Origin of the sequence: Ulvibacterium sp. (genome assembly GCF_028285715.1) — a bacterium.
GTDB lineage: Bacteria > Bacteroidota > Bacteroidia > Flavobacteriales > Flavobacteriaceae > Ulvibacterium.
Map to the genome: position 1 here is coordinate 84,543 of NZ_JANQOO010000024.1, position 20,844 is coordinate 105,386.

At 42.7% G+C, this 20,844-nt stretch carries 22 protein-coding genes; 9 read left to right on the forward strand and 13 right to left on the reverse strand.

Annotated elements, in window-relative coordinates:
* The first annotated feature begins 52 nt into the window (after positions 1-52).
* The 3 genes from Q0993_RS16905 (at position 53) to Q0993_RS16915 (ending at position 2,534) form a co-directional block, all read left to right on the forward strand.
* Entirely contained in the window at positions 53-619 is a 567-nt protein-coding gene (locus Q0993_RS16905) for an RNA polymerase sigma factor (protein ID WP_299535250.1), read from the forward strand.
* Positions 606-1,382, forward strand: a complete 777-nt coding sequence (locus Q0993_RS16910; RefSeq protein WP_299535253.1) for a hypothetical protein — start codon at positions 606-608, stop codon at positions 1,380-1,382. Before Q0993_RS16905 ends, Q0993_RS16910 begins: the two co-directional genes overlap by 14 nt.
* Positions 1,383-1,466: 84 nt before the next feature.
* Entirely contained in the window at positions 1,467-2,534 is a 1,068-nt protein-coding gene (locus Q0993_RS16915) for a hypothetical protein (RefSeq protein WP_299535255.1), read from the forward strand.
* A gap of 41 nt (positions 2,535-2,575) precedes the next feature.
* Here the strand turns inward: Q0993_RS16915 and Q0993_RS16920 are convergent, their stop codons facing one another.
* Positions 2,576-2,836 carry a zinc-ribbon domain-containing protein gene (locus Q0993_RS16920; RefSeq protein ID WP_367279634.1) on the reverse strand — a complete coding sequence of 87 codons (261 nt, stop codon included), beginning with the start codon at positions 2,834-2,836 and terminating at the stop codon, positions 2,576-2,578.
* Positions 2,837-2,898: 62 nt separating this feature from the next.
* On the opposite strand from Q0993_RS16920, the gene Q0993_RS16925 reads away from it, so the two are divergent.
* Positions 2,899-3,597 carry a DUF4386 domain-containing protein gene (locus tag Q0993_RS16925; protein ID WP_299535258.1) on the forward strand — a complete coding sequence of 233 codons (699 nt, stop codon included), beginning with the start codon at positions 2,899-2,901 and terminating at the stop codon, positions 3,595-3,597.
* Positions 3,598-3,681: 84 nt separating this feature from the next.
* Positions 3,682-5,661, forward strand: coding sequence for a DNA primase (gene dnaG / locus Q0993_RS16930; RefSeq protein WP_299535261.1), 1,980 nt, complete (start codon positions 3,682-3,684; stop codon positions 5,659-5,661).
* Between the two features lie 64 nt (positions 5,662-5,725).
* Here the strand turns inward: dnaG and Q0993_RS16935 are convergent, their stop codons facing one another.
* Complete coding sequence (locus Q0993_RS16935; protein ID WP_299535263.1) at positions 5,726-6,355, reverse strand: response regulator transcription factor; 630 nt, start codon at positions 6,353-6,355, stop codon at positions 5,726-5,728.
* Positions 6,356-6,527: 172 nt separating this feature from the next.
* Positions 6,528-7,316 carry an NAD(+) synthase gene (gene nadE, locus Q0993_RS16940; protein WP_299535265.1) on the reverse strand — a complete coding sequence of 263 codons (789 nt, stop codon included), beginning with the start codon at positions 7,314-7,316 and terminating at the stop codon, positions 6,528-6,530.
* Positions 7,317-7,369: 53 nt separating this feature from the next.
* On the opposite strand from nadE, the gene gldB reads away from it, so the two are divergent.
* The 3 genes from gldB (at position 7,370) to Q0993_RS16955 (ending at position 10,168) form a co-directional block, all read left to right on the forward strand.
* Complete coding sequence (gene gldB / locus Q0993_RS16945; RefSeq protein ID WP_299535267.1) at positions 7,370-8,368, forward strand: gliding motility lipoprotein GldB; 999 nt, start codon at positions 7,370-7,372, stop codon at positions 8,366-8,368.
* A 3-nt stretch (positions 8,369-8,371) separates the two neighbouring features.
* Positions 8,372-8,707 carry a gliding motility protein GldC gene (gldC, locus tag Q0993_RS16950; RefSeq protein WP_120713466.1) on the forward strand — a complete coding sequence of 112 codons (336 nt, stop codon included), beginning with the start codon at positions 8,372-8,374 and terminating at the stop codon, positions 8,705-8,707.
* 135 nt (positions 8,708-8,842) lie between these two features.
* Positions 8,843-10,168, forward strand: a complete 1,326-nt coding sequence (locus Q0993_RS16955) for an ATP-dependent 6-phosphofructokinase (RefSeq protein ID WP_299535272.1) — start codon at positions 8,843-8,845, stop codon at positions 10,166-10,168.
* Positions 10,169-10,217: 49 nt separating this feature from the next.
* Here Q0993_RS16955 and Q0993_RS16960 read toward each other — a convergent pair whose 3' ends face one another.
* The 10 genes from Q0993_RS16960 to Q0993_RS17005 form a co-directional block, all read right to left on the reverse strand.
* On the reverse strand, positions 10,218-10,817 hold the full coding sequence (locus Q0993_RS16960) for a MarR family winged helix-turn-helix transcriptional regulator (RefSeq protein WP_299535274.1): 600 nt from the start codon (positions 10,815-10,817) through the stop codon (positions 10,218-10,220).
* A 52-nt stretch (positions 10,818-10,869) separates the two neighbouring features.
* Positions 10,870-11,607: a hypothetical protein gene (locus tag Q0993_RS16965; RefSeq protein ID WP_299535277.1), complete on the reverse strand. Its 738-nt coding sequence runs from the start codon at positions 11,605-11,607 to the stop codon at positions 10,870-10,872.
* A 43-nt stretch (positions 11,608-11,650) separates the two neighbouring features.
* Positions 11,651-11,890 (reverse strand): thioredoxin family protein, encoded by a 240-nt coding sequence (locus tag Q0993_RS16970; RefSeq protein ID WP_299535280.1) that lies wholly within the window; start codon positions 11,888-11,890, stop codon positions 11,651-11,653.
* Between the two features lie 106 nt (positions 11,891-11,996).
* Positions 11,997-13,652 (reverse strand): alpha-glucan family phosphorylase, encoded by a 1,656-nt coding sequence (gene glgP / locus Q0993_RS16975; protein WP_367279635.1) that lies wholly within the window; start codon positions 13,650-13,652, stop codon positions 11,997-11,999.
* 179 nt (positions 13,653-13,831) lie between these two features.
* Positions 13,832-14,599 carry a hypothetical protein gene (locus tag Q0993_RS16980; RefSeq protein WP_299535282.1) on the reverse strand — a complete coding sequence of 256 codons (768 nt, stop codon included), beginning with the start codon at positions 14,597-14,599 and terminating at the stop codon, positions 13,832-13,834.
* Positions 14,600-14,625: 26 nt separating this feature from the next.
* The gene (locus tag Q0993_RS16985; protein ID WP_299535343.1) at positions 14,626-15,183 is read right to left on the reverse strand and encodes a DUF1572 family protein; all 558 of its coding nucleotides are present in this window, start codon (positions 15,181-15,183) and stop codon (positions 14,626-14,628) included.
* Positions 15,184-15,256: 73 nt separating this feature from the next.
* Positions 15,257-16,123, reverse strand: coding sequence for a Nif3-like dinuclear metal center hexameric protein (locus Q0993_RS16990; protein WP_299535285.1), 867 nt, complete (start codon positions 16,121-16,123; stop codon positions 15,257-15,259).
* Positions 16,124-16,138: 15 nt separating this feature from the next.
* Complete coding sequence (locus Q0993_RS16995) at positions 16,139-17,182, reverse strand: hypothetical protein (RefSeq protein ID WP_299535288.1); 1,044 nt, start codon at positions 17,180-17,182, stop codon at positions 16,139-16,141.
* Positions 17,183-17,220: 38 nt separating this feature from the next.
* Positions 17,221-18,648 (reverse strand): sulfatase-like hydrolase/transferase, encoded by a 1,428-nt coding sequence (locus tag Q0993_RS17000; protein ID WP_299535290.1) that lies wholly within the window; start codon positions 18,646-18,648, stop codon positions 17,221-17,223.
* Between the two features lie 20 nt (positions 18,649-18,668).
* Entirely contained in the window at positions 18,669-20,426 is a 1,758-nt protein-coding gene (locus tag Q0993_RS17005) for an alkaline phosphatase D family protein (protein ID WP_299535293.1), read from the reverse strand.
* A gap of 40 nt (positions 20,427-20,466) precedes the next feature.
* Here Q0993_RS17005 and Q0993_RS17010 point away from each other — a divergent pair, with 40 nt between their 5' ends.
* Positions 20,467-20,844, forward strand: a complete 378-nt coding sequence (locus Q0993_RS17010; protein ID WP_299535295.1) for a GTPase — start codon at positions 20,467-20,469, stop codon at positions 20,842-20,844.

Sequence of the window (20,844 nt, forward strand, 5' to 3'; positions counted from 1 at the left end):
CGTACTGAATCGTCTATAGAAATAACGGATAACCAAAACTACTTTTATAAAATTGAAAATCATTTCTTTTTATAAAAACGAAAAGCAGCTTATCGAAAGGGCTACCTCCGGCAATCGAGATGCCCAACAACGTCTTTATGAGAAATTTGCTCCCAAGATGCTTGGAGTTTGCAGAAGGTACATCAAAGACTTGCAATTTGCGGAAGACGTTATGGTCAATGGTTTTGTAAAAGTTTTTCAGGGACTTGAAACCTTTCGTCATCAAGGCAGTTTTGAAGGATGGATTAAAAAGATTATGGTGAGGGAGAGTATTTCTTATTTGCGTAAACAACAATTCGTAGTCTATGATGATGCGGTGTTTGAGAGGCACAATGAAAAATCCATTTCGGATACCTCGGCCAAATTGGACACCGAATATATACAGACCATGATCGACGCCTTACCGGAAGGCTATAGAACCGTGTTCGTGTTGTATGCCGTGGAAGGTTACAAACATCAGGAGATCGCCGAAATGCTGGCCATAACGGAGAGTACCTCAAAATCACAATTGTTCAAGGCCAGAAAGTTGTTACAACAAGGTTTAAAGAAACAAAATATCATAGGGTATGGAACCGAATAATTTTGAAAAGCATATCAAAAAACAGCTGGAGAATAGAGAAATACAACCTTCTTCGGAGTCCTGGCAAAAGGTGGTAGATCGTTTGGACATTACTCCTAGAGCAAAATCAAATCGTTTTTTTTGGTATGGCATAGCAGCAAGCTTTGCAGGTCTTTTGGTAATCTATTTGGTGTATTTGGGCTCTCAAAGACCAGTGGTGAATTCTGATATGGAAATTGTAGATACCGATAAAGATACCATCAAAGTTGAGAATGCAATAATAAAGGCAACGGATAAAAAAACCTTTCAAAAGGAACATCAGATGGTTGGAACAGATCAAAATCCGAACGCTGAAGAACTTCGAGAAGAACCGATACATTCTCTAAAGGAAAAGAGAATAATAGAGGAAGATACTTTGGAAGATATGGTGACAATCATTGCTTCTTCGGGTACAATGGGGGATGCGGAAATTAACGATGGAGATTTAGATAAGGATTCAGAAGCTATCATTAACGCCAAAATTGCAGAAGTTATGGCACAGGTAGACGTACTGGAGCAGACAAATAGAACAGTATCCGATGCCGAGGTGGATTCGCTGTTGTATAAGGCGCAAAGGGAAATAATCGCGGAAAAACTTTTCCTGGAGAATGGCAAGGTAGATGCCATGGCTTTGTTAATGGAGGTAGAGGACGAGCTAGATCAGTCCTTTAGGGATCAGATTTTCGAAAAATTGAAAACCGGTTTTGTTAGGGTGCGTACGGCCGTGGCGGATCGAAATAATTAATTCATCAATCATTAATGGATTTCCTTCTTCCCTCCCCGCGAATGTCGGGGAGGCAGGGAGGGAACATTTCAAAAACAAACAAGTATGAGGACCATTGTTTTTTATTTGACCTTGATTTTAATCTCCTTAATTATGAATCATGCCGCTGCTCAGGAGCAGAATAAGGAAAAAATCGAAGCTCTAAGGGAACAAAAGATTAAAATTACAGAGCAAGAGAAGGAAGCATTAAAATTAGAAATAGAGCACATCAACAAAAGATTGGATGATGGTGATTTAAACGCTGAAGAAGCTAGGATTCTCAAGGAAAATGCGGCAAAGCTGAGGGCATTGAACATTGAGAACAAGCACGCTATTATCGATAACAAAATAGCATTGTTGGAGCGTAACCAAAGCACTGTGCTCGAGGAAGAAAAGGGATTTTCCATCATTGATGATGGAACGGGAATAAGCATCAATGTTGATGGGGAACCCTGGCATTTTTTCGAAAAAAGGGACAAGCCTCCCAAGTATGATCGCCGTACCTATTCCGACCCGGTGGTAGCCATAGGATTTAACAATGCTATTATTGAGGGGCAATCCCTGGACGATTCGCCCTATAAAATTGGAGGGAGCCGATTTTTTGAATTGGGATGGGTATGGCGCACCAGGGTTTTTGATAATTCCAATTTTATGCGTTTTACCTACGGTTTTTCCTTCCAATTCAATGGCCTAAAACCCAAGGACAATCAATATTTTGTTATCAATGACGAAGGTCAGGCAGAATTACAGGAATTTGAATTTGAACTGAGCAAATCCAAATTCCGGATGGACAATCTCGTTTTTCCCATTCATTTTGAATTTGGCCCTTCAAGATTTAGGCAAACGGAAAATACCATTCGATACTCCATTCAAAACCAATTTCGACTGGGTATCGGCGGCTATGGAGGATTCAACCTTAGTAGTCGCCAGAAGTTGAAATATGATCGGGCCGGGGAAAACGTAAAGGACAAGCTGAAAAGGGGGTATAACACCACAAATTTTGTATATGGACTAAGTGCGTACGCAGGATTCGATGGCATACTTCTTTATATAAAATACGACCTGAATCCAATTTTTAAGGACGCTTTGGTAGAACAACGAAATATTTCTTTGGGCCTTCGGTGCGACTTGTGACGAGGTAAAGTAAGGTTCGCCTCTTTTACTTAAGGCGAATCTTAACTCTCCATGTTTGGCCAATTATCCATGGCACTTTCCATTTCCGGGGTAAATTCATTCTTGTAAAAAACACCTTTGCAATGCGAACATTCCGCAAGCCTTGCGGTGTAAATCTTAAACAATTTGATCCAAAACAAATGAAAAAAGTTGGATGCCCTGGAAAGGGTCAAAGTTCCAATCCGATTGCAATGAGGGCACCGAACATTGGTTAGGCGCTTCATTTCGGCTTTTCCAGGACGAGTACCAAAGAAGAGTATCATTGTGTGCGGATATCCAACTAAAATTCAACCCAATTTAGTAAAAGAAATAAAAACAGTAACCTATGGAACCCACAAAACGAACCGCAAGAATTGCTGGGATATTTTATTTAATACTCATATTGAGTGGCATGTTTAGTTTACTTTATGTCCCCTCAGAGCTTATCGTCTGGGAAGACTCTGTAACAACCATTGAAAATATCAAAGCTTCTGAAAATTTGTTCCGATTGGGGGTACTAAGTGGCTTACTATGTTTCACCTGCTTTATATTCTTACCGTTAACGCTATACAAACTACTTGGGACAGTAAATACTGCTCACGCTATGGCAATGGTAATCCTTGCCCTTGTCAGTGTACCCATTTCATACATTAGTATAGCGTATCAAGTAGATGTACTTACATTGATCTATGATTCCGGCTCCTTAGAAGCTTTTACTTCCGATGAGCTAGGGGCGAAAGCAATGCTGCTACTTAAATCCAGTAATAATCGAAGTTTGGTAGCCCATATATTTTGGGGGTTATGGTTGTTTCCCTTTGGATATTTGGTGTACAATTCGGGCTTTCTCCCTAAATTTTTGGGAATCATGTTAATGCTTGGTTGCTTTGGATACCTCATAGACTTTCTGGGTTTTTTTCTTTGCGAGGACTATGGAGAAACTCGGGTTGCCAGCCTAGTGGGCCTACCTGCTGCCATAGGGGAAATCGGAATTTGCCTCTGGCTTTTAATTATAGGGATAAAGGAGTTTAAAGCTCCGCAGGATTAAATCATAAAGCCTTCTTTTAAAAAGCTACATTTTGACTTATATTTATGGATACAGGTTATATTTGCCAGCCATATTTCGTTTGTTTTGATTTCAAAATCTACCATAGATCAAGTATATGAAACCGCCCGCTTGGAAGAGGTTATCGGTGATTTTGTGCAATTGAAGAAATCGGGATCCAATTTTAAGGGGCTGAGTCCATTTACCGATGAGCGTACACCAAGTTTTATGGTTTCGCCAGTAAAGCAGATTTGGAAGGACTTTAGTAGCGGAAAAGGAGGCAATGTGGTGGCCTTTCTTATGGAACACGAGCATTTTACCTATCCCGAGGCCATAAAATACCTGGCCAAAAAATACAATATAGAAGTTGAGGAAACCGAGCGTACTGATGAACAGAAGGCTGAGGCCAATGAGCGCGAAAGCATGTATCTGGTCTCCGAATTTGCCCGGAAACACTTTTCGGAAATGCTCTGGGAAACAGAGTTGGGCAAGGCCATAGGACTAAGCTACTTTAAAGAACGTGGTTTTACGGATGAGACCATTAAAAAGTTTGGTTTGGGCTATTGCTTGGATCAATGGGACGGATTTACCAAAGCTGCCCTTGAAAATGGGTATAAGTTGATGTATTTGGAAAAAACGGGATTGACCATAGTCAAGCAAGACACACAAAATCCCGATAATTCCAAAAAATTCGATCGATTCAAAGGACGGGTCATGTTCCCTATTCACTCTATGAGCGGTAGGGTTCTCGGTTTTGGAGGTCGTATTTTGGTCAACGATAAGAAAGCAGCCAAATACCTGAATTCCCCTGAGAGCGAAATATATCACAAAAGCAAAGTACTCTATGGTATTTACTTTGCCAAGCAGGTCATTGCGAAGGAGGACAACTGTTATCTAGTAGAAGGTTATACGGATGTTATTCAATTTTACCAAAGGGGTATCCGTAATGTGGTATCCTCCAGCGGTACCGCCCTTACTCCGGAACAGATTCGGTTGATCAATAGGCTTACAAAAAATATCACCGTTCTGTTCGATGGGGATGCGGCGGGATTAAGGGCTTCCCTAAGAGGTATCGACCTGATCTTGGAACAAGGCATGAACGTAAAGGTATGTACCTTTCCGGAAGGTGAGGATCCAGACAGTTTTGCCAAGAATAACGAGTTAGAGGAGATTTTACATTATCTAAGGGATAACGCAAAGGATTTTATTCAGTTTAAGGCGAATTTATTGGCGGTAGAGGCATCCGATGATCCAATTAAAAGGGCTGAGACGGTCCGTGATATCGTAAATAGCATAGCCAAGATTCCCGATGCCATTAAGCGCGAAATCTATATACAGGAATGTGCGCAGATTATGAACGTTTCCGAAAACGTCTTGTTCAGTACATTGGCCCAAATCGGAAAAAAGGAGATTGCCGATGCCGCAAAGAAAGCCAAACCGGAACAAAAGGCCTTCGATATTGTAAAAAATCAGGTTGCTGTTGAAAAGGTAGACGTGCAATACGAATTGGAGCGCAAGATTATTGAAGTACTCTTACTTTACGGGAATGAAAGACAAGAATTTGAAGACCTTATTCTAAAGGAAAACGATGAGGGAGACTTGATTTTGGAACCGGAGTCCCTGGAGGCCAAGGTCTACGAAAAGATTTATTTGGACCTTCAGGAAGATGAGATAGAACTGACTAACGAACAGTTTCGAAATATATATTACAAATTGATCGAACAGCTAAATGAAAATGAAGACTTTTCCATAAGTACTTTTATCTCTGACCTTGACCAAAAGATGGTAGAGGAGATCTCATCGATTCTTATGGAAGAAGAAAAGTACGCCTTACACAATTGGGAGCGGAAGGATATTTACCCTAAGGACAAAAAGACCGGGGTAGGTCAATTGGTAAGTGAGACTATACTTACCCTGCGCTGCTATTTGATCAAAAAACGAATGGAGACCCTCCAGAACAATACCCACGAAAACTACGGAAACAATAGCGAGACCCTTGAGGAGATTATGAACTATCTGCAGTTGAACAAATTGTTGAACAAGAAACTGAATCGGGTACTTTCATAAAAAAATAGAGGCCCCAAAGGTTATGCCTTTGGGGCCTCTATTATATAAATATGGATAAAGTCTACTAATACAGTTCCAAAGCCTTGGCCTGTTGTAAGAGATCTACCATGTTGTCCACATTCAATTTTTTCATTAAACGTGCCTTGTAGGTACTAACGGTCTTTTCATTTAAGTTAAGACCAATAGCAACATCCTTGTTTCGTTTTCCACTCGCCAACAGTTTAAGCACTTCCACTTCCCGAGTAGAGAGCTTCCTGAAGAACCTCCTTGGTCTTTGGGTCCCTTCATCAAATGCAAGTCTTTGGGCAAGTTCATTGGTGATGAACATATTCCCCTCACTCACTTTTCGAACTGCGGAAATGATGTAATCTATATCCGAAGCTTTTGATAAATAACCGAACGCACCGGCCCTAATACTACTAAGTGCATATACATCTTCGGACTGTCCGCTGTACATTAACACTTTAACGTCTGGATATTCTTTCTTAATCTTTCGTAAGGTAGCGATACCGTTTATTTCTGGAATGTCCATTTCCAACATAACGACATCAGGAGTGATTCTTTCCAGTTTTTCAAAAAGTTCGGATGTCGTGGAAACATCTTCTACCACCTCAAAACCAGAGGCGGATTCCAACACATGTTTTACGCCCATCCGGATGATAGGGTGGTTATCAGCAATTAATACTTTGATCATTTCGCTAGTTTTAGTCTAAAAATATACCCAAATATGCAGAAGTCCAAAAAAACTGACATGCAATGTAAGGTTTAATTATCTGAATTCGTAAACAAAAATGGTTTTTTTTTATCAAAAAGCCCTATTTTTTGAATATTATTCGATTTATCTACTTGATTATTAGTTGAGTGGTCTATTTTAACATTTCGGGAATCTCGCATACGGGTATCGGCTTCATTTTATGTTGATTGGCCGAGTTTAATCGCTTAAATATAGTAAAAACTTCCTTTTCCCGACCAGAAAAGTCCGAAACGGTCTTTCCCTCATCGTTCATTTTCATGGCCCATTCCAATTCTGGATAGGAAGCACCTATCTGATCTTCATCAGTTCTATTATCTCCCCAAAGGCCGTCCGTAGGTGCCGCTTGGATGATTTCCTCGTTAACGCCCAAATAATCCGCAATTTCATAGACTTCGGTCTTCAATAGGTCCGCAATGGGGCTTAAATCCACTCCACCATCACCATATTTGGTATAGAAACCTACACCAAAATCCTCTACCTTGTTGCCCGTACCGGCCACTAAATAGCCTCTTAAGGCGGCGAAATAGTACAAGGTGGTCATACGAAGGCGTGCTCGTGTATTGGCCAATGACATGAAACGGCTTTCCTCATTGGCCACATCTGGCAGTACTTCAATAAGGCTATCGAATACCGAAGTAAGGTTTACAGGCTGTCTTTGCACATTTGGGTAATGCTCCTGTAACCAATCGATATGGTTGGCTGCCCTGTTTACCTGTTTCTCGGACTGATGAATAGGCATTTCCAAACAAAGTACATCCAAACTGGTCCTTGCACATAAAGTGGAAGTTACTGCGGAATCGATACCTCCTGATACGCCTACCACAAACCCCTTCATTTTGGCATTTATGGTATAATCCTTTAACCACTTTACAATATGGTCTACTACCTTTTCAGTCTGCATACTGCTCTTTATTGACGAAACGATTAACTTTGCCCGATAAAAATAAAGCCTTGATGTCTAAAAATGAAATGGAAACAGGATTACTTTATACTGGAAAGTACATTTTTACTTTTTTCTTAATTTCTTTCCTCCTTTTAGGCTGCAATGACAATGACAAGATAACCGAGGCGATTGACAAAATAGATATAAGCTTACAGATCTCTCGTTTTGACCGTGAATTTGCCAAGGCGCAACCATCGGAATTGTCCTTGCTCAAGAAAGAGTACCCCTATCTATTTCCTGCCCAATACCCGGACAGTGTTTGGATAGCCAAATTAAAGGATACCATTCAGCTTGCACTTTTGAGGGAAGTGGATACTGAGTTTTCCGACTTCCAAGCCGTGGAAGCCGATTTGCAGCTACTCTTTAAACATATTACGTATTACTTTCCCCGGTATAATGTACCTAATATTGTTACGGTCACTTCCGATGTGGATTATGAGAACCGCATAGTCCTTACAGATAGCCTACTTTTAATAGGGCTTGATAACTATCTGGGCCCGGAGCATAAGTTCTACGAGCGGATATCCAATTACATTGCATTAGGCATGGACAAACAATATTTGGTCAGTGATGTAGCCAGTGCCTTTGCAAAGCAAGTGGTTCCAAAAGCAAATGATCGAACCTTTTTGGCACAAGTGGTCTATTATGGAAAGGAATTATATCTAAAGGACAAGTTAATCCCGTTTTTATCGGAAGCCCAGCGCATTGGTTATTCCGAGGACGATTTGGACTGGGCCCGTGCCAATGAGGAGCCTATGTGGCGCTATTTCATTGAACGCGAGCTGCTATTTGCAACGGATACCAAATTAGGACCACGTTTTCTGGACCCGGCCCCCTTTTCCAAGTTTGGCTTGGAATTGGACAACGAATCTCCAGGACGTATAGGTCGCTATTTAGGTTGGCAAATCGTAAGAGCCTTTATGGAACGAAATACGGTTTCCTTACAACAGATGCTCGGTCTGCCCGCTGAGGAAATTTTCAAAAAAAGTAATTACAAACCCGAAAAATAAATTATGCCTAAACTCCATACTTCGGAAATTACCCTAAAAGTAGGGTTGGATGAAAACCGGGTTCCAGAGGAGCTCTCCTGGTCCGCGCAGGATGGGGGTATCCATAATGAAGAGGCCAAGGCCATGTTGCTGTCGGTGTGGGACAGTAAGAACAAGGAATCCCTAAAGATTGATCTTTGGACCAAGGATATGCCTGTGGATGAGATGAAGATTTTTTTTCATCAAACTTTGGTTTCCCTATCGGACACTTTTATGAAGGCTACACAGGATGAAAAAATGACGGCTACCATGAAAGATTTTTGCGACTATTTTGCGGAGAAGCTGGAATTAAAAAAATAGGCTTCATTCTTTAGTGTATTATTATTTGGTGCAGTAGGTTTATGAACATTTGGTATTTCACCCAAATTTCATTGTTTATCTTATTGATTTAGCCTTAAATTTAACGTCCTAAATACGACTAAAGCAAGACTTTTTATGGCATCCACTAAAAAATTCGATATTGAAAACTTGGGCATACCCACTTTCCCATCCCCACTCCATTTGAGTAAGACAAAGGGAGACAAAGTTTTCAATTTTGTCCGGGACAAGGATCGACTACTCTATAATATTTCCCTAAGTGAATTTAATCGTTGTGTGGCCGAAGATGAGGAACCTCTTTGCCTTGAAAAGGCAGGACCCCGGGAAAAACTCCTTTTCGATCCTACAAAAACTACGGCGGCTATTGTTACCTGTGGTGGACTTTGCCCGGGAATCAACAATGTCATCCGTAGTCTGGTTATGGGGCTCTATTACTTTTATGGTGTTAAGAATATCTTGGGGGTACCTTACGGTTATGAAGGACTTATCCCTCGCTATGGACATGAATTAAAACATTTAACACCGGATATCGTAAAGGATATCCACGAATTCGGGGGTACGGTTTTGGGTTCGTCACGCGGAGGCCAGATTGTTTCGGATATGGTGGATACTTTGGAGGATAATCAAGTGGATATGCTTTTTGCCATTGGCGGGGACGGAACCTTAAAAGGGGCCAATGCCATAGGTGAGGAAATTCAGAGACGGGGGCTAAAAATCTCGGTGGTCGGTATTCCCAAGACTATTGACAACGATATCAATTTAATTGATAAGTCCTTTGGTTTCGAAACGGCCTTTGATATGGCCAGTCCTATTATCCGGGACGCCCATAATGAGGCCACAGGTGCCTACAATGGGGTTTCCATTGTAAAATTGATGGGACGCGATAGCGGGTTTATCGCGGCTTGCGCCGCTATGTCCATGCCGGTGGTTAATTTTGTTCTCGTACCCGAAATGGAATTTGGACTACATGGCGAAAATGGGTTCTTGGAAAATCTTAAGGACCGATTGGAGGCTAAGCACCATGCGGTCATTGTAGTGGCCGAAGGAGCGGGCCAGCATCTTTTTAAGGAAGACGGTACAGAGACCAAGGACGCCTCGGGTAACGTAAAACATAAGGATATCGGTCCGTTCCTGAAATCCGAAATAGCAAATTACTTCAAGGCCATGGACAAGGAAGTTACCATTAAATACATAGATCCCAGTTACATAATCCGTAGTGCACCGGCCAACGCAGGCGATAGCATTTTTTGTAGCCGATTGGCCCATTATGCCATTCATGGGGCCATGGCGGGCAAGACTAAATTCGTTGTAGGCCGATTGAACAACAAATTTGTGTATTTGCCGATATCCGAGGTTACCAATAGGCGTAAAAAGATCGACTTGGAGGGAGAGTTTTGGTTTGCGGTACTGGAAAGTACAGGTCAACCCTTTCTAATGAGCTAACCTGTTTTTTAGGGGCTTACCTGGGTTTAGGTAAATACATTGCAAAAAACTACAATGCTATTTGATGTTCAGGACAATCCATACGCAAATCTTTTTGGTATAGGCGCTTTTCCAATAACCTGCAATAATCATTTTCCGCCCCGGATTCATAAAAACGGCATGAGGTACACATACGTTGTACGTTGATGACGTCCGCTTTATTCAATTTCCCGATCAATTGCAAAAGACTTTGAAAGAGGATTTCTTTCTGCTCTTCGGAGAAGGAATGGATGGGTTTTTCAATAGGCTGGGCAAAGGAACTTGTCCGTAAGACTATCGCCCTACCTTTTTCGGTAAGGTATATAAAGTAACTTCGGGTATCGGAAGGATCGGTCTCCTTCAGAATGAGATCTTTTTTCAACAATAATCGTATAGATTCACTGATTGTTGCCTTGGTAACATTAAATTCCTTGGCCAAATAGTTGACTTTGCACTTTTCGGGCAAGTGAAAATTGACAAATAACAAGATTTGCAATTGTAAAGGTGTAAGTGCATTTTCCTTGCCTTTTTGCCAAAGTAGGACCTTAAAGGCTTCGGAGATGCGCTCAAGGGCCACCACAATTTTACTTTCAATGTGTTGGTTCTGATATTTAGGATCAAAGGTTTCCATACCACAAAAATAACCCCAAGAAATTAGTTTACCTAACTACTTGGGGTGAAAACTAGTTGTCGGATACCGTATAAGGCAAGGATAAGTCTCCTGAAGCCACACTATATACGGAATAGACACCCAACAAAGGAGCATCCGTATTTGAAGTATTGACCTGCATATATGCGGTTACCGCATCAAAATTGAATTGTTTGCGGTGGTTCATTCGGTATAGGGGAACTATCACTTTTATAGCTTTTCCTTGTATAATCACGGGAAAACCGGGAGAATCCATATACATGGGCATACCTGGATTGGTTGGGGGCAACTTTACTTTGGGATCTCCCTGGCGGAATTGTTTTACACTTAATCCGCCAGGAACACGCTTGTCCTCGTTTAAGATGACCCAATGGGGATGCCAAACCACCCCATCGTCGTCATAAATGGCATTTGCATTTTCATCCCAAAGAGGGGTGTCATCAAAATCGGGATGGGAAGTCAATGCCAGTGCCACTATACCATCTGTTTGGGAAAACCCAACATCCGTAGGGGAGAGGTTGGTTGGAAAAACATAACCTAAAACAGGGGCACCGTCCATCTGCCCGACTTTTTTGGGAACACTGCCCCCGCCAAGACCTTTTACCGTTATCGTAAACACCAACTGTTGCAATTCAGTATCATGAACAACGGATGCACTTTGGATGATCAAGTTTTCCGAATCCTTGAAATCGGCGGACTCGTTAAGCGTCTGTCCTTTGCAAGCCAAAGTGCTAAAGAGAAAGCCGCAAAGTATGAATAGCATATGTTTCATCGTTAAAATAATTAGTTAAACTAACAATTTAGATTAATTTTTTTTAAGATTTTACCTCTTCAATGGTGGCACCATGATTAATATGCAATACGTTGCCATTATCCAGTACCAGTGCGGGAACCGATTGGACACCAGCATTTTCAGCATTGGAAATCTTGTCTTTCTGCTCGCCTAGGTGAATGATGTCTACCTGCACTTTGGTGGAATCTATCAAGTTAAGAAATTCCTGTTCCGCATTGACGCAAACAGGACAGCCTGCGTGGTAAAAAGTTACTTTTTTCATTTTTGTAAATTTTGATTAAGGCACTATTGCCGAAACAAATATAGTAAGTTTAACTAACTAAATAATAGAATTTTTAATTATTTTTGTTTTTTGCTCAAATTAGGGATTAATACAGCTCTTCGTAGTATTGCCGAGCCATCCTTTCGCTGGTGAATTCCGGAACCACATCCGCAATGGCCTGAAAAACGATTTCCTGCCAAACCTCGGGTTTATCATAATAAATTGGAAGTACTTTATCCTCCAATACCTTATACAGATGTGCACTATCCAATTTATCCTGCTCTTCTATGGGTAGTGTATGCTTAAGTTCGGGCAAAACAAAACTGTTTTTCCCGTCCTTGGCAAATTCTGGAATCCACCCGTCATTGGTTGTTAGGTTTACCGAGCCGTTCATGGCAGCTGTCATTCCACTGGTACCCGAAGCTTCCCGCGTAATCCTGGGCGTGTTAAGCCAAACATCGGACCCCATTTTTAGTTTTTTGGACAACGCTATCTCATATCCGGTCAATACCGCCAAATTAGCCTCGTTCTTACTAAAACTTACGAGATAATTAAAGGTGTCGATAGCCGAAAAATCCATGGGATAAGGCTTCCCTGCCCAAATGATCTGTACGGGATACTTCTGGTTTTTCAAGATATTTTGAAATCGTTGCATATCATGCAACAACAAATCGGCCCTTTTGTAACCGGCAAAGCGCCTGGCCCAAACAATAGTCAATACATTAGGATCAAAAAGTTTTCCCGTTTGGTCCAGAACAAGTTCAAACAATTCTTTCTTAAGGGCTATTTTTCTTTTGACAAAGGCCTTTGCATCCTTCTTCTTCCATGCCTTTTGGAAGTCTTTGTCCTGCCAAAATTCCAGGTTTTGGGCATTGGTGATAGGAATGATCTTATTTGCACCTCCATACCCGTTCCACATGGATTTGGATACTTTAGCATGTAATTTGGATACTGCATTCGCCTTTTTCGCCATCCGCAATGCAGATACGGTATAGCTGATGGTATTCCCGTTCACCATTTCTTTTTGAAGCTCGGATTCCTCGAGTGTCCTTCCAAAAAATCCAAAACGATTCAAATGATAGCCATCGCGTTCCTCGTTCCCCCCTTTTTCCGGGGTATGGGTAGTGAAGACCATTTGTGATTTTTTTATCCCTTTATCCCTTAGATAATAAAAAGCGGGTAGGGCATGACCTTCATTGAGATGGTAGACGTCGGCACCTCCCAAAAGCTCAACTATTTTGGCACCACCGATACCTAAAACAATACTTTGTGCAACACGGGTCTGCTCATTGGCGTCGTACAAATAATCCGTAATAGTCCTGGATAGATAATCGTTGCCTTCCACATCGGTGGTCAAAAGATAGATGGGGGCCGATCGAAAGGTATCGGGCCTCAAAACCATGGCCCTCACTTTTACAGAAGAATTGCCATTTATTGCCACTTCTACCTCTAATCCGCTGTCTTCCAGAAAATGGTAGTTCTTTTCTATGGAATTGGTTTGTAGAGTCTGGTCCTTGTTTCTTCCCTGATCATAATATCCATATTTCCACAACATACCAACACCAATGATATTTTGCTTTAAATCATATGCCGATCGCATATGTGAGCCTGCTAAAAAACCAAGTCCACCGGAATATATTTTAAGACCTTGATGGATGGCAAACTCCATGCTGAAGTAAGCCGTTCTTTTCTTGAATTCCTTTGCGGGGGCATAAGGATGATGCCAAGTACTGTATTTTGAAAGGGTTTCCATCGCTACCATAGATTTCTTTTTTGCCGTAAAAATAGGTGGATAAACTATTCTACCCAATTTATTTACGAAAAGTTAATGTTTATAACAACTTATGAGTCTTTGCAATAAACCCCCACACTCCCAGGCGAGGGGAGATGAATCTACATTGACCTTGGTTGAAATAAACATTTGGGTAATCATTCATAAGGTTAATGATCTTTCGGTCCGACACTTTCCAGGAATTCAGAGTAGATATTCCGAACTTTCCTAATTTCATTTTGTTCGGCTATGTTCTGTATTTGTGTCAAAAGTCTTTCCTTGGAATCGATATCGATAAGATGCCAGATTTTTTCAATATGCTCCGAAAATGTCCGGGCCAATGCTATCTTGTCCTCCGAATTATATTTAAAATGGTCTTGGTGATTTTCAAGCGTAGCTTCCAGCACGGTGAGCACCCCATTTTGGAAGGTTGCACTATTGGCGTTCATTTGATCGGCATACTCTGGGGAAGCTTGTTCAATGAAATCGTAATACAAAAGGGTCATCTTCGCCACTTCTTCCAAAACAAGTTTGTTTAAGGCCATAAACTCATTGCTGTAATACTTCTGCTCTTTTTCGGAAGTGCCGTAAACCTGGACGAACCGCTGGACCATTTTCTGCATAAAATTAAAATCCCTCGCCTTGCGCCTATAGCTTAAGGAATCCTTCAGTGATAAGCGTGGCATTGCCGAAAGGATCTTTTCGAAATACTTAGATGATTTCCTGCTGTTCAATTTAGGTAGGGGAAAGGAATCCTTTTGCTTCATTCTACCCAAAAGTTTTGCGGAAATTTCCAATTCCTCGTATGACCAATTTCTTTCAATTTTTGGTAATCCAAAATCGTAATACTCTTGAAGTGTCTTGGAAAAATCGGGTTCTCTTTCACAGGAGAACAGGCAACAAACAAAAAGTATTGGAAGCAATAGGTTTTTCTTCATATTTTTTGAAATATCGTTACTACTATCTATTTGACATCGTCCGAAAAGTGGCCGCCATGTTTACCCTTGGAAAATTTGGTCGTATTGAATTCGGACGATTTTCCCTTAGGGATGGTCAAGCTTTTCCATGTGTTTCCCTTTACCATTCGCCCTATATAGGCAATTTGCCCGACGTGGTAGGCATAATGGGCCAATTGTCGATTGATGGCCTCAATTAGGGTATGAGCCTGATTTCGGATAAAAATTTCAGTGTTGAAATTTTCTGTGCTTACCGAATGTAGCGCATCGAACAGGCAATCCCAACCGACATCCCATTTGGTCATCATTTCCGCTTTGGTCCGAATAACGGACTCAAACTCCAAATCCCGATTCCTCCATTCTTTTTCCCCATCTGATGTTAGAAAGTCGGTCCAGCGCGATTTCATATTGCCCCAAAGATGGTTGACGATGATGGCAATAGAATTGGATTCGGTATTGAATTGCCAAAAGAGATGCTCCTCATCCAGTTGGTCAAACGTGCGTTCCCCCACCGATTTATAGTATTTAAACTGTTTGATGGCACTTTGTATATAATCCAATTCCATAGGCATTCGGCAAAAGTAAAACATAGGACCTAATTTTACACCATGGAATCCGCTTTGACCTGGACTGCCGTACCTAATAGGTCCAGTAGGAAGAGCCGCAATCCACATAATGGATGGGGATGTCCGTAATAAATTCGCCCAGCCAATCCGCGCAGTATTCCATCCCTCCCGCCTCTGAGTTGAAATGTCCAATAAAAACGACAGCCTTATTTCTTCCTTGATCAACGGCGTCACGTACATATTGATAAGTTTCCCATTGTGGTACTTCCCCAGCTACTACCACGTCTACCTCTGGTTTGCGCAGTTGCGCAATATGGGCCTTGGTACCGGGTGCACCCGCAACGAACATAACGGTAGATAATTTCATTTCGGGCTTTCCCACAACATAGAACCCGTTTTCCGGAAAAGTGCCCTTTATATCCTTTAACAAGGCATCCAAGGTTATTTCAGGAAATATAAATTTCTTGGGATTCTCCGTGTCCTGGTTTTTTTCCCATCCTAACTTGTGGGCCATTCCCGTAACGATTCCATCCGGTTTCAAACGATGGATGTAATCATGGAAACGCCAGACCACGAGTTTATGATCTTTGATAAATTTTTGTTTTTCTAGAAATACGGAATCTTTTTGAAACGGTTTGGTTTCGTCCAAATGGTTATAGTAGGTGGGTTCATGGGTAATGATAAGATTGCAATTCTTCTCCACTGCAACCTTTAGGACCTCCATAGTGGCGAACATACAAGTTATGATGCCCTTAACGGCAGTATCAGGGTGGCCTTCGATAATGACATCCACGGTATGGGGTACCTCCGTTGCCCCAGTCTTTTTTATAATAGTACGGGTAAGTTCTTTTGCGGACGTATAGGACTGGCAAAAGGTCAATGGTCCCACCAGCAAAAAAATGCATAAACTAAACATGCGATAATGATCGGTTTTTTTCATGGTCTGTTCTTTAAATTATGGAGCGTGTCCCCGTTTGGCTATTAGGGTGTTCAATTCGTTGGCAAACAAGACGGTGACACCCGATTTTAAACTAACAAAATGGTGATTGGTGCCCGTGTTGGTTTCCGTCCATTTACATCCCTTGTCCGCATCAAAATGGAGGTATCCCTTGGTTGAGATGTTAAAATACTTTTTTTGGTCTTCAACGGCAAAATAGACGGCCAACAAGTCCCAACTAGGTCGTTGGTCCGCCAGTTTCTTTTGTTCCACGTTCCAGAGCCAATCCCTGTAGGCCGTACGAACAATGTTACCATTGGGTGTATGAATCAGGGATTCGCCCGTCATGACGTCCGAACCCCCGGATATGAAAAACACGGGCTTGGGAAAATTTTCAACCAAATAATGGGTGTAGGGTGCCGTGCCGTTGAAAAAGAAGTTCCAATCCTTGGTGTAATGCCCGTCCTCATTATCGGCCTTAAGTGCCCCTAAAGCAATCCAACAGGATAGTTTCTTTTTTGCCAAATCCATTCCGGATAGATGGGAAATGGTATCCGGTTGGGAAACCAATAAGTCATGGAGAGCCTTAGTATGGCCTATGGTAACGTAGCTTACGCTATTGTCCTCTTGTTGGGCCAAAAGTTTCCTAAGAAATGTGGTTTGTTCCGGTACATCGGTGTTGTAGATTACCCGATTTTTGAAGGCAATGGTATCCTGGGCCAGTTTTTCGGCCTGCATTTTATCCACAGGATCTCCAAATTCCGTATCGTAGCTGGCTCCTATAGGGATACTGTCATTACCATAATATCTGTTTATGGCATCGATGATGCCTATCCCATAGGGAACAGCTCCAGAGCTATAGACCACACCCAAAATTTCGGCCTTTCCGGAATTGGCATATTCGTTTAGGAGGGCCAGTGCTCCCACATCATCACAGTCCGATCCCATATCCGTGTCCAGTACTATCTTTTTTACGGGATTGGAGATGGTCTTTTTATCCTGGCCAAAGAGGTTATGGGCCATCAGAAAAACTAGAAAAAGTTGGGTTAACGAGCGTATCACGATGTTAATTTAGACAATTCCTGGAAATGTTCAAGACATCATTTGACCTGAGTGTAATCCATTCCTTTTTTGCTGATTTCCACGGAATTTAACCAGGCCGATAATTCTGCCTTTAACTGCTCGGCAATTTCCGGATATTTCCGGATCACATTTTCCGTCTCGGATGGGTCATAAAGCAAATCGTACAATTCCAGATGCTCCAAATGTTCATCGCCGATAAGCTTATATCGGTCGGTAACCCAGGATATTCGTCGACCATACATAAATCCAATAGGTTTGGATCTTTGGCGCTCTTTACCATTCAGTGCATCTAAAACACTTGTACCATCCAGGGGCCGTTGATCGGGAAAGGGAATGCCCTGAATATCTAGGAGGGTGGGCAAATAGTCACTGGTCACCATGGGAAAGTCCACGCGCTTCCCACCTTCCAAACCGTTTTTCCAAACGACAAAGGCCGGTACCCGTACGCCCCCTTCATGAAGGCTTCTCTTACGTTCCCGAAAAACGCCTGCACTACCGGGCGTTCCCCGCTCAGGACCATTGTCGCTACAAAAGAATAGAATGGTCTCTTTCTCAACACCCGAGGCTTCCAGGGTTTGCCATAGTCGTCCCATTTGCTCATCCAGGGCCGTAATGGTGCCATAATACAATTGTTCCATCAAACCCATCTTGGAATAATAGGCCCTATGTACGCTGTCGCTTACCACAGGCAGGTGGGGGGTATGGAACCAAAGGGTAGTAAAAAACGGCTTGTTTTCCTGTAAAGCATTTTCAATAAATGGAAGTACCCGATCCATAATAATTCGAGAATCATCGCCCTTTAGATTCCGGGTCTCCCTTTGGTTTTCAGCAGTCCAATAGGCGGTACCATAGGCTTGGGCGGAATCCGGATGTAGAATCGCCTTCCATCCATAGCGTTTACTTTCCCCTACATCATAAGTGGGCGGATAGATTATAGGGTCAAAGGTAGGTACCTTGGATTCTGTACAGAAGTAACTATCATAGCCATGTTGGGTGGGGATACTATAGTCCGCACGGAACTTTTCTTGGCCTCCCCGGTTGGCATCTAGTACGGATCGGGTCAAGGTACCCAGGTGCCATTTGCCAAAATGCCCTGTGGCATATCCTGCTTTCTTGAGTAGTTCTGGAAGGGTAATTTCCCCGTCCTTCAAATGTCCGGAATTTGCGGTGGGAATGTCCATTCGCAACGGATTTCTACCCGTAAGTACGCTTGCCCGGGTAGGAGAACAGACCGGGGAAGCCGAATAAAACCGATTCAAGATTATCCCTTGGGAAGCCAGGGAATCCAACCATGGGGTTTTTACTACGGCGTTCCCATTGAACCCTACATCGTACCAGCCCAGGTCATCGGTCATAACCAAGATGATATTTGGTCTTTTAGGTGTTGGGGTACAGGAGTAAGTACCCAGGGCGAGAACCCATACTACTTTTAGTAACGTTTTCATAAATTTCTGGTGGTATCCCCTTAGTCCATGGAAACTGTTATCGGCCAGCCCTCAAACTGGGCTGCGTCGGCTTGGGTTACATCCACATAACGGGGCCAGCATTCAAAAGTCGCTGTGCGATTTGTTTTGTTCAAACGGACCAGGCCATAACCCCCGCCCCTAGAGGAGCTTTCCGGGTTTACATAGGCCATCATCCGTATCTTGTTGTTAAACCCATCCAGATAGTCCCCGGTCCAGGGGAGGGAGGTATCCAGATTGGGATGGGCTCCTGGCTTTTCATCCTCCGGCCACCACCAGCGGCTATAATAGTCATTTACAATAGCCGGGACCACAAAGGCCCAGGGGCCGTCCCCAAATTCGTCAATGCCCTGGTGGATTACCGTGGCCAAATGTTGATCGCCCGCAATATGTATTGCCCCGGCCTCTTTGATCAATCGTAAGGCCTTGTTCCGTCCAGTCTGCGGCCAACCGTTACTGTCCAGATCGGCATGGAGGCGATTGTCCAAAGAACCATGGATATGCGCCCCACCACAGAAACCGGTCTGGGAAAGTACCACTTTCAGCGCCTCCGGGTTTTGACTGCCCCATTCATCCAAGAATTTTAGCTGACGATCACCCAAAAGCGTAAGTCCGGGTAGGTCTATGGAGGCCGGGTCATAATCCGGATTACGAATATGATCAGGTCGGGGGCCCTGTTGCGGGATTTTCCCCTCGGGACCCGACTTGAACTTTCGGTCTTCGATAATGGCAAAATCTATGCCTCCGAGTTCTAAATTGGTATAATATACCCCAATTCCTTGTTCTATAGGTGTGGCCTCATAAGGATCCGGCAGATGGGCCGTTTGGCAACGCTCTACCATTTTTACGTATTCCGGATGATAGGTATACCCACCATCCGGTCCCCCGGGAGAGGTGGAAACCTTGCCATTCTCACCCCAAAGATTGCCCTGCCCCACGTCATGATCATCGGGAATGGCAATACAGGGCCGGTTCCGGAACAGTTCCCTGAACTGCAGGCCAAATTTTAACCAGGCCGCCGTATGTTCGGTATGGTCATAGGACTGATCCCCGGCAAAAAACAGGATATCGGGATCCTGATGGTCGACGTTTCGTACATAGTTTTCACGCATCCCCCGATCTTTGTTGGAATTACAGGAAAAGGCTGCGATACTGATTTCTGTTTTGTCCGTTGGATTTTTACGGACGAGCCCTTCAAAAGAGGCGTTTACTCCATGGCGGATTCGATATGGGGTGTCTTGGGTATCGTCCCAATCTTCTACCCGAAACAAGGTGGACCAACCGATATCATTTACTTTTTGTTTCTGGATTTCCATCCATTTGCCATCTTTTTTAATTTCCAGACGTACCTCACGGGTCTCATCGGGATATAGTGGATATAATTGGGCCGATAGTTTTAAAATCTGATTATGCACGGTATAAATGCCAAAGGCCACTACACTGTCCCGACCAACCTTAAGATTGACTATAGGATTCCCCCCCCGATTCCACCAGTCGTTGATGGCCAGGGTGTCCAAATCGGAAAAGGGTGCCGAGATAGGCGGGATTTGCTCTTCGGGTTTCTCGGCACAGGAAAAGAACGAACAGGCTAAGATAAGGCTAATGAGTAATCTATACATCGGTCTTTGTTTTTTGATATATTGGCTATTGAATAATTCTTGGGTACACTCCAGAAGTCGAACCCCGCTGGGATTCTCTAAACTGAAATCACGGTTTACATATTGGGATAGGTTTTCTTGTACTTTAAAAAAAGAATTCATATCCTATAAATATAGATCTTTACCCTTCAATTCGAATGTTATGCAACTTGAAAAACTCATCTTTATTTACAATGCCGATTCTGGACTACGGAACCTATTGATTGATGGGGCTCATAAGATTTTGAGTCCGGACACCTATGAATGCAACCTCTGCGATATTACCTACGGCGCTTTTACCGAGAATAAGGTTTGGAAGGATTTCCGAAAGAATTCCGATTTGGAACTAGAGTTTTTGCATAAGGACGAGTTCGCCAAGGCGTATAGATCAAAATTCGGTTATAAGTTTACTTTCCCCATTGTTTTGGCGTTGGTAGACCAAGATTTGGAGGTTTTCATAAAGACTGAGGAATTGAATGCATTGGAGGATGCAAGGGCCCTGATTGGCGTGATTCAAGAGCGAAAAAATGTGTTTTTGTAA

What these genes read in the sequence shown, in the direction of transcription:
- glgP (WP_367279635.1), bottom strand. Translation starts at nt 13,652, where the DNA reads ATGGTAGCGATGGAAACCCTTTCAAAATACAGTACTTGGCATCATCCT.
- Q0993_RS16910 (WP_299535253.1), top strand. Translation starts at nt 606, where the DNA reads ATGGAACCGAATAATTTTGAAAAGCATATCAAAAAACAGCTGGAGAAT.
- Q0993_RS16985 (WP_299535343.1), bottom strand. Translation starts at nt 15,183, where the DNA reads ATGGAATTGGATTATATACAAAGTGCCATCAAACAGTTTAAATACTAT.
- gldB (WP_299535267.1), top strand. Translation starts at nt 7,370, where the DNA reads ATGTCTAAAAATGAAATGGAAACAGGATTACTTTATACTGGAAAGTAC.
- nadE (WP_299535265.1), bottom strand. Translation starts at nt 7,316, where the DNA reads ATGCAGACTGAAAAGGTAGTAGACCATATTGTAAAGTGGTTAAAGGAT.
- Q0993_RS16925 (WP_299535258.1), top strand. Translation starts at nt 2,899, where the DNA reads ATGGAACCCACAAAACGAACCGCAAGAATTGCTGGGATATTTTATTTA.
- Q0993_RS16915 (WP_299535255.1), top strand. Translation starts at nt 1,467, where the DNA reads ATGAGGACCATTGTTTTTTATTTGACCTTGATTTTAATCTCCTTAATT.
- Q0993_RS16955 (WP_299535272.1), top strand. Translation starts at nt 8,843, where the DNA reads ATGGCATCCACTAAAAAATTCGATATTGAAAACTTGGGCATACCCACT.
- Q0993_RS17005 (WP_299535293.1), bottom strand. Translation starts at nt 20,426, where the DNA reads ATGAATTCTTTTTTTAAAGTACAAGAAAACCTATCCCAATATGTAAAC.
- Q0993_RS16960 (WP_299535274.1), bottom strand. Translation starts at nt 10,817, where the DNA reads ATGGAAACCTTTGATCCTAAATATCAGAACCAACACATTGAAAGTAAA.
- Q0993_RS17000 (WP_299535290.1), bottom strand. Translation starts at nt 18,648, where the DNA reads ATGAAAACGTTACTAAAAGTAGTATGGGTTCTCGCCCTGGGTACTTAC.
- Q0993_RS16970 (WP_299535280.1), bottom strand. Translation starts at nt 11,890, where the DNA reads ATGAAAAAAGTAACTTTTTACCACGCAGGCTGTCCTGTTTGCGTCAAT.
- Q0993_RS16935 (WP_299535263.1), bottom strand. Translation starts at nt 6,355, where the DNA reads ATGATCAAAGTATTAATTGCTGATAACCACCCTATCATCCGGATGGGC.
- gldC (WP_120713466.1), top strand. Translation starts at nt 8,372, where the DNA reads ATGCCTAAACTCCATACTTCGGAAATTACCCTAAAAGTAGGGTTGGAT.
- Q0993_RS16990 (WP_299535285.1), bottom strand. Translation starts at nt 16,123, where the DNA reads ATGAAAAAAACCGATCATTATCGCATGTTTAGTTTATGCATTTTTTTG.
- Q0993_RS16965 (WP_299535277.1), bottom strand. Translation starts at nt 11,607, where the DNA reads ATGAAACATATGCTATTCATACTTTGCGGCTTTCTCTTTAGCACTTTG.
- Q0993_RS17010 (WP_299535295.1), top strand. Translation starts at nt 20,467, where the DNA reads ATGCAACTTGAAAAACTCATCTTTATTTACAATGCCGATTCTGGACTA.
- Q0993_RS16980 (WP_299535282.1), bottom strand. Translation starts at nt 14,599, where the DNA reads ATGAAGAAAAACCTATTGCTTCCAATACTTTTTGTTTGTTGCCTGTTC.
- Q0993_RS16920 (WP_367279634.1), bottom strand. Translation starts at nt 2,836, where the DNA reads ATGATACTCTTCTTTGGTACTCGTCCTGGAAAAGCCGAAATGAAGCGC.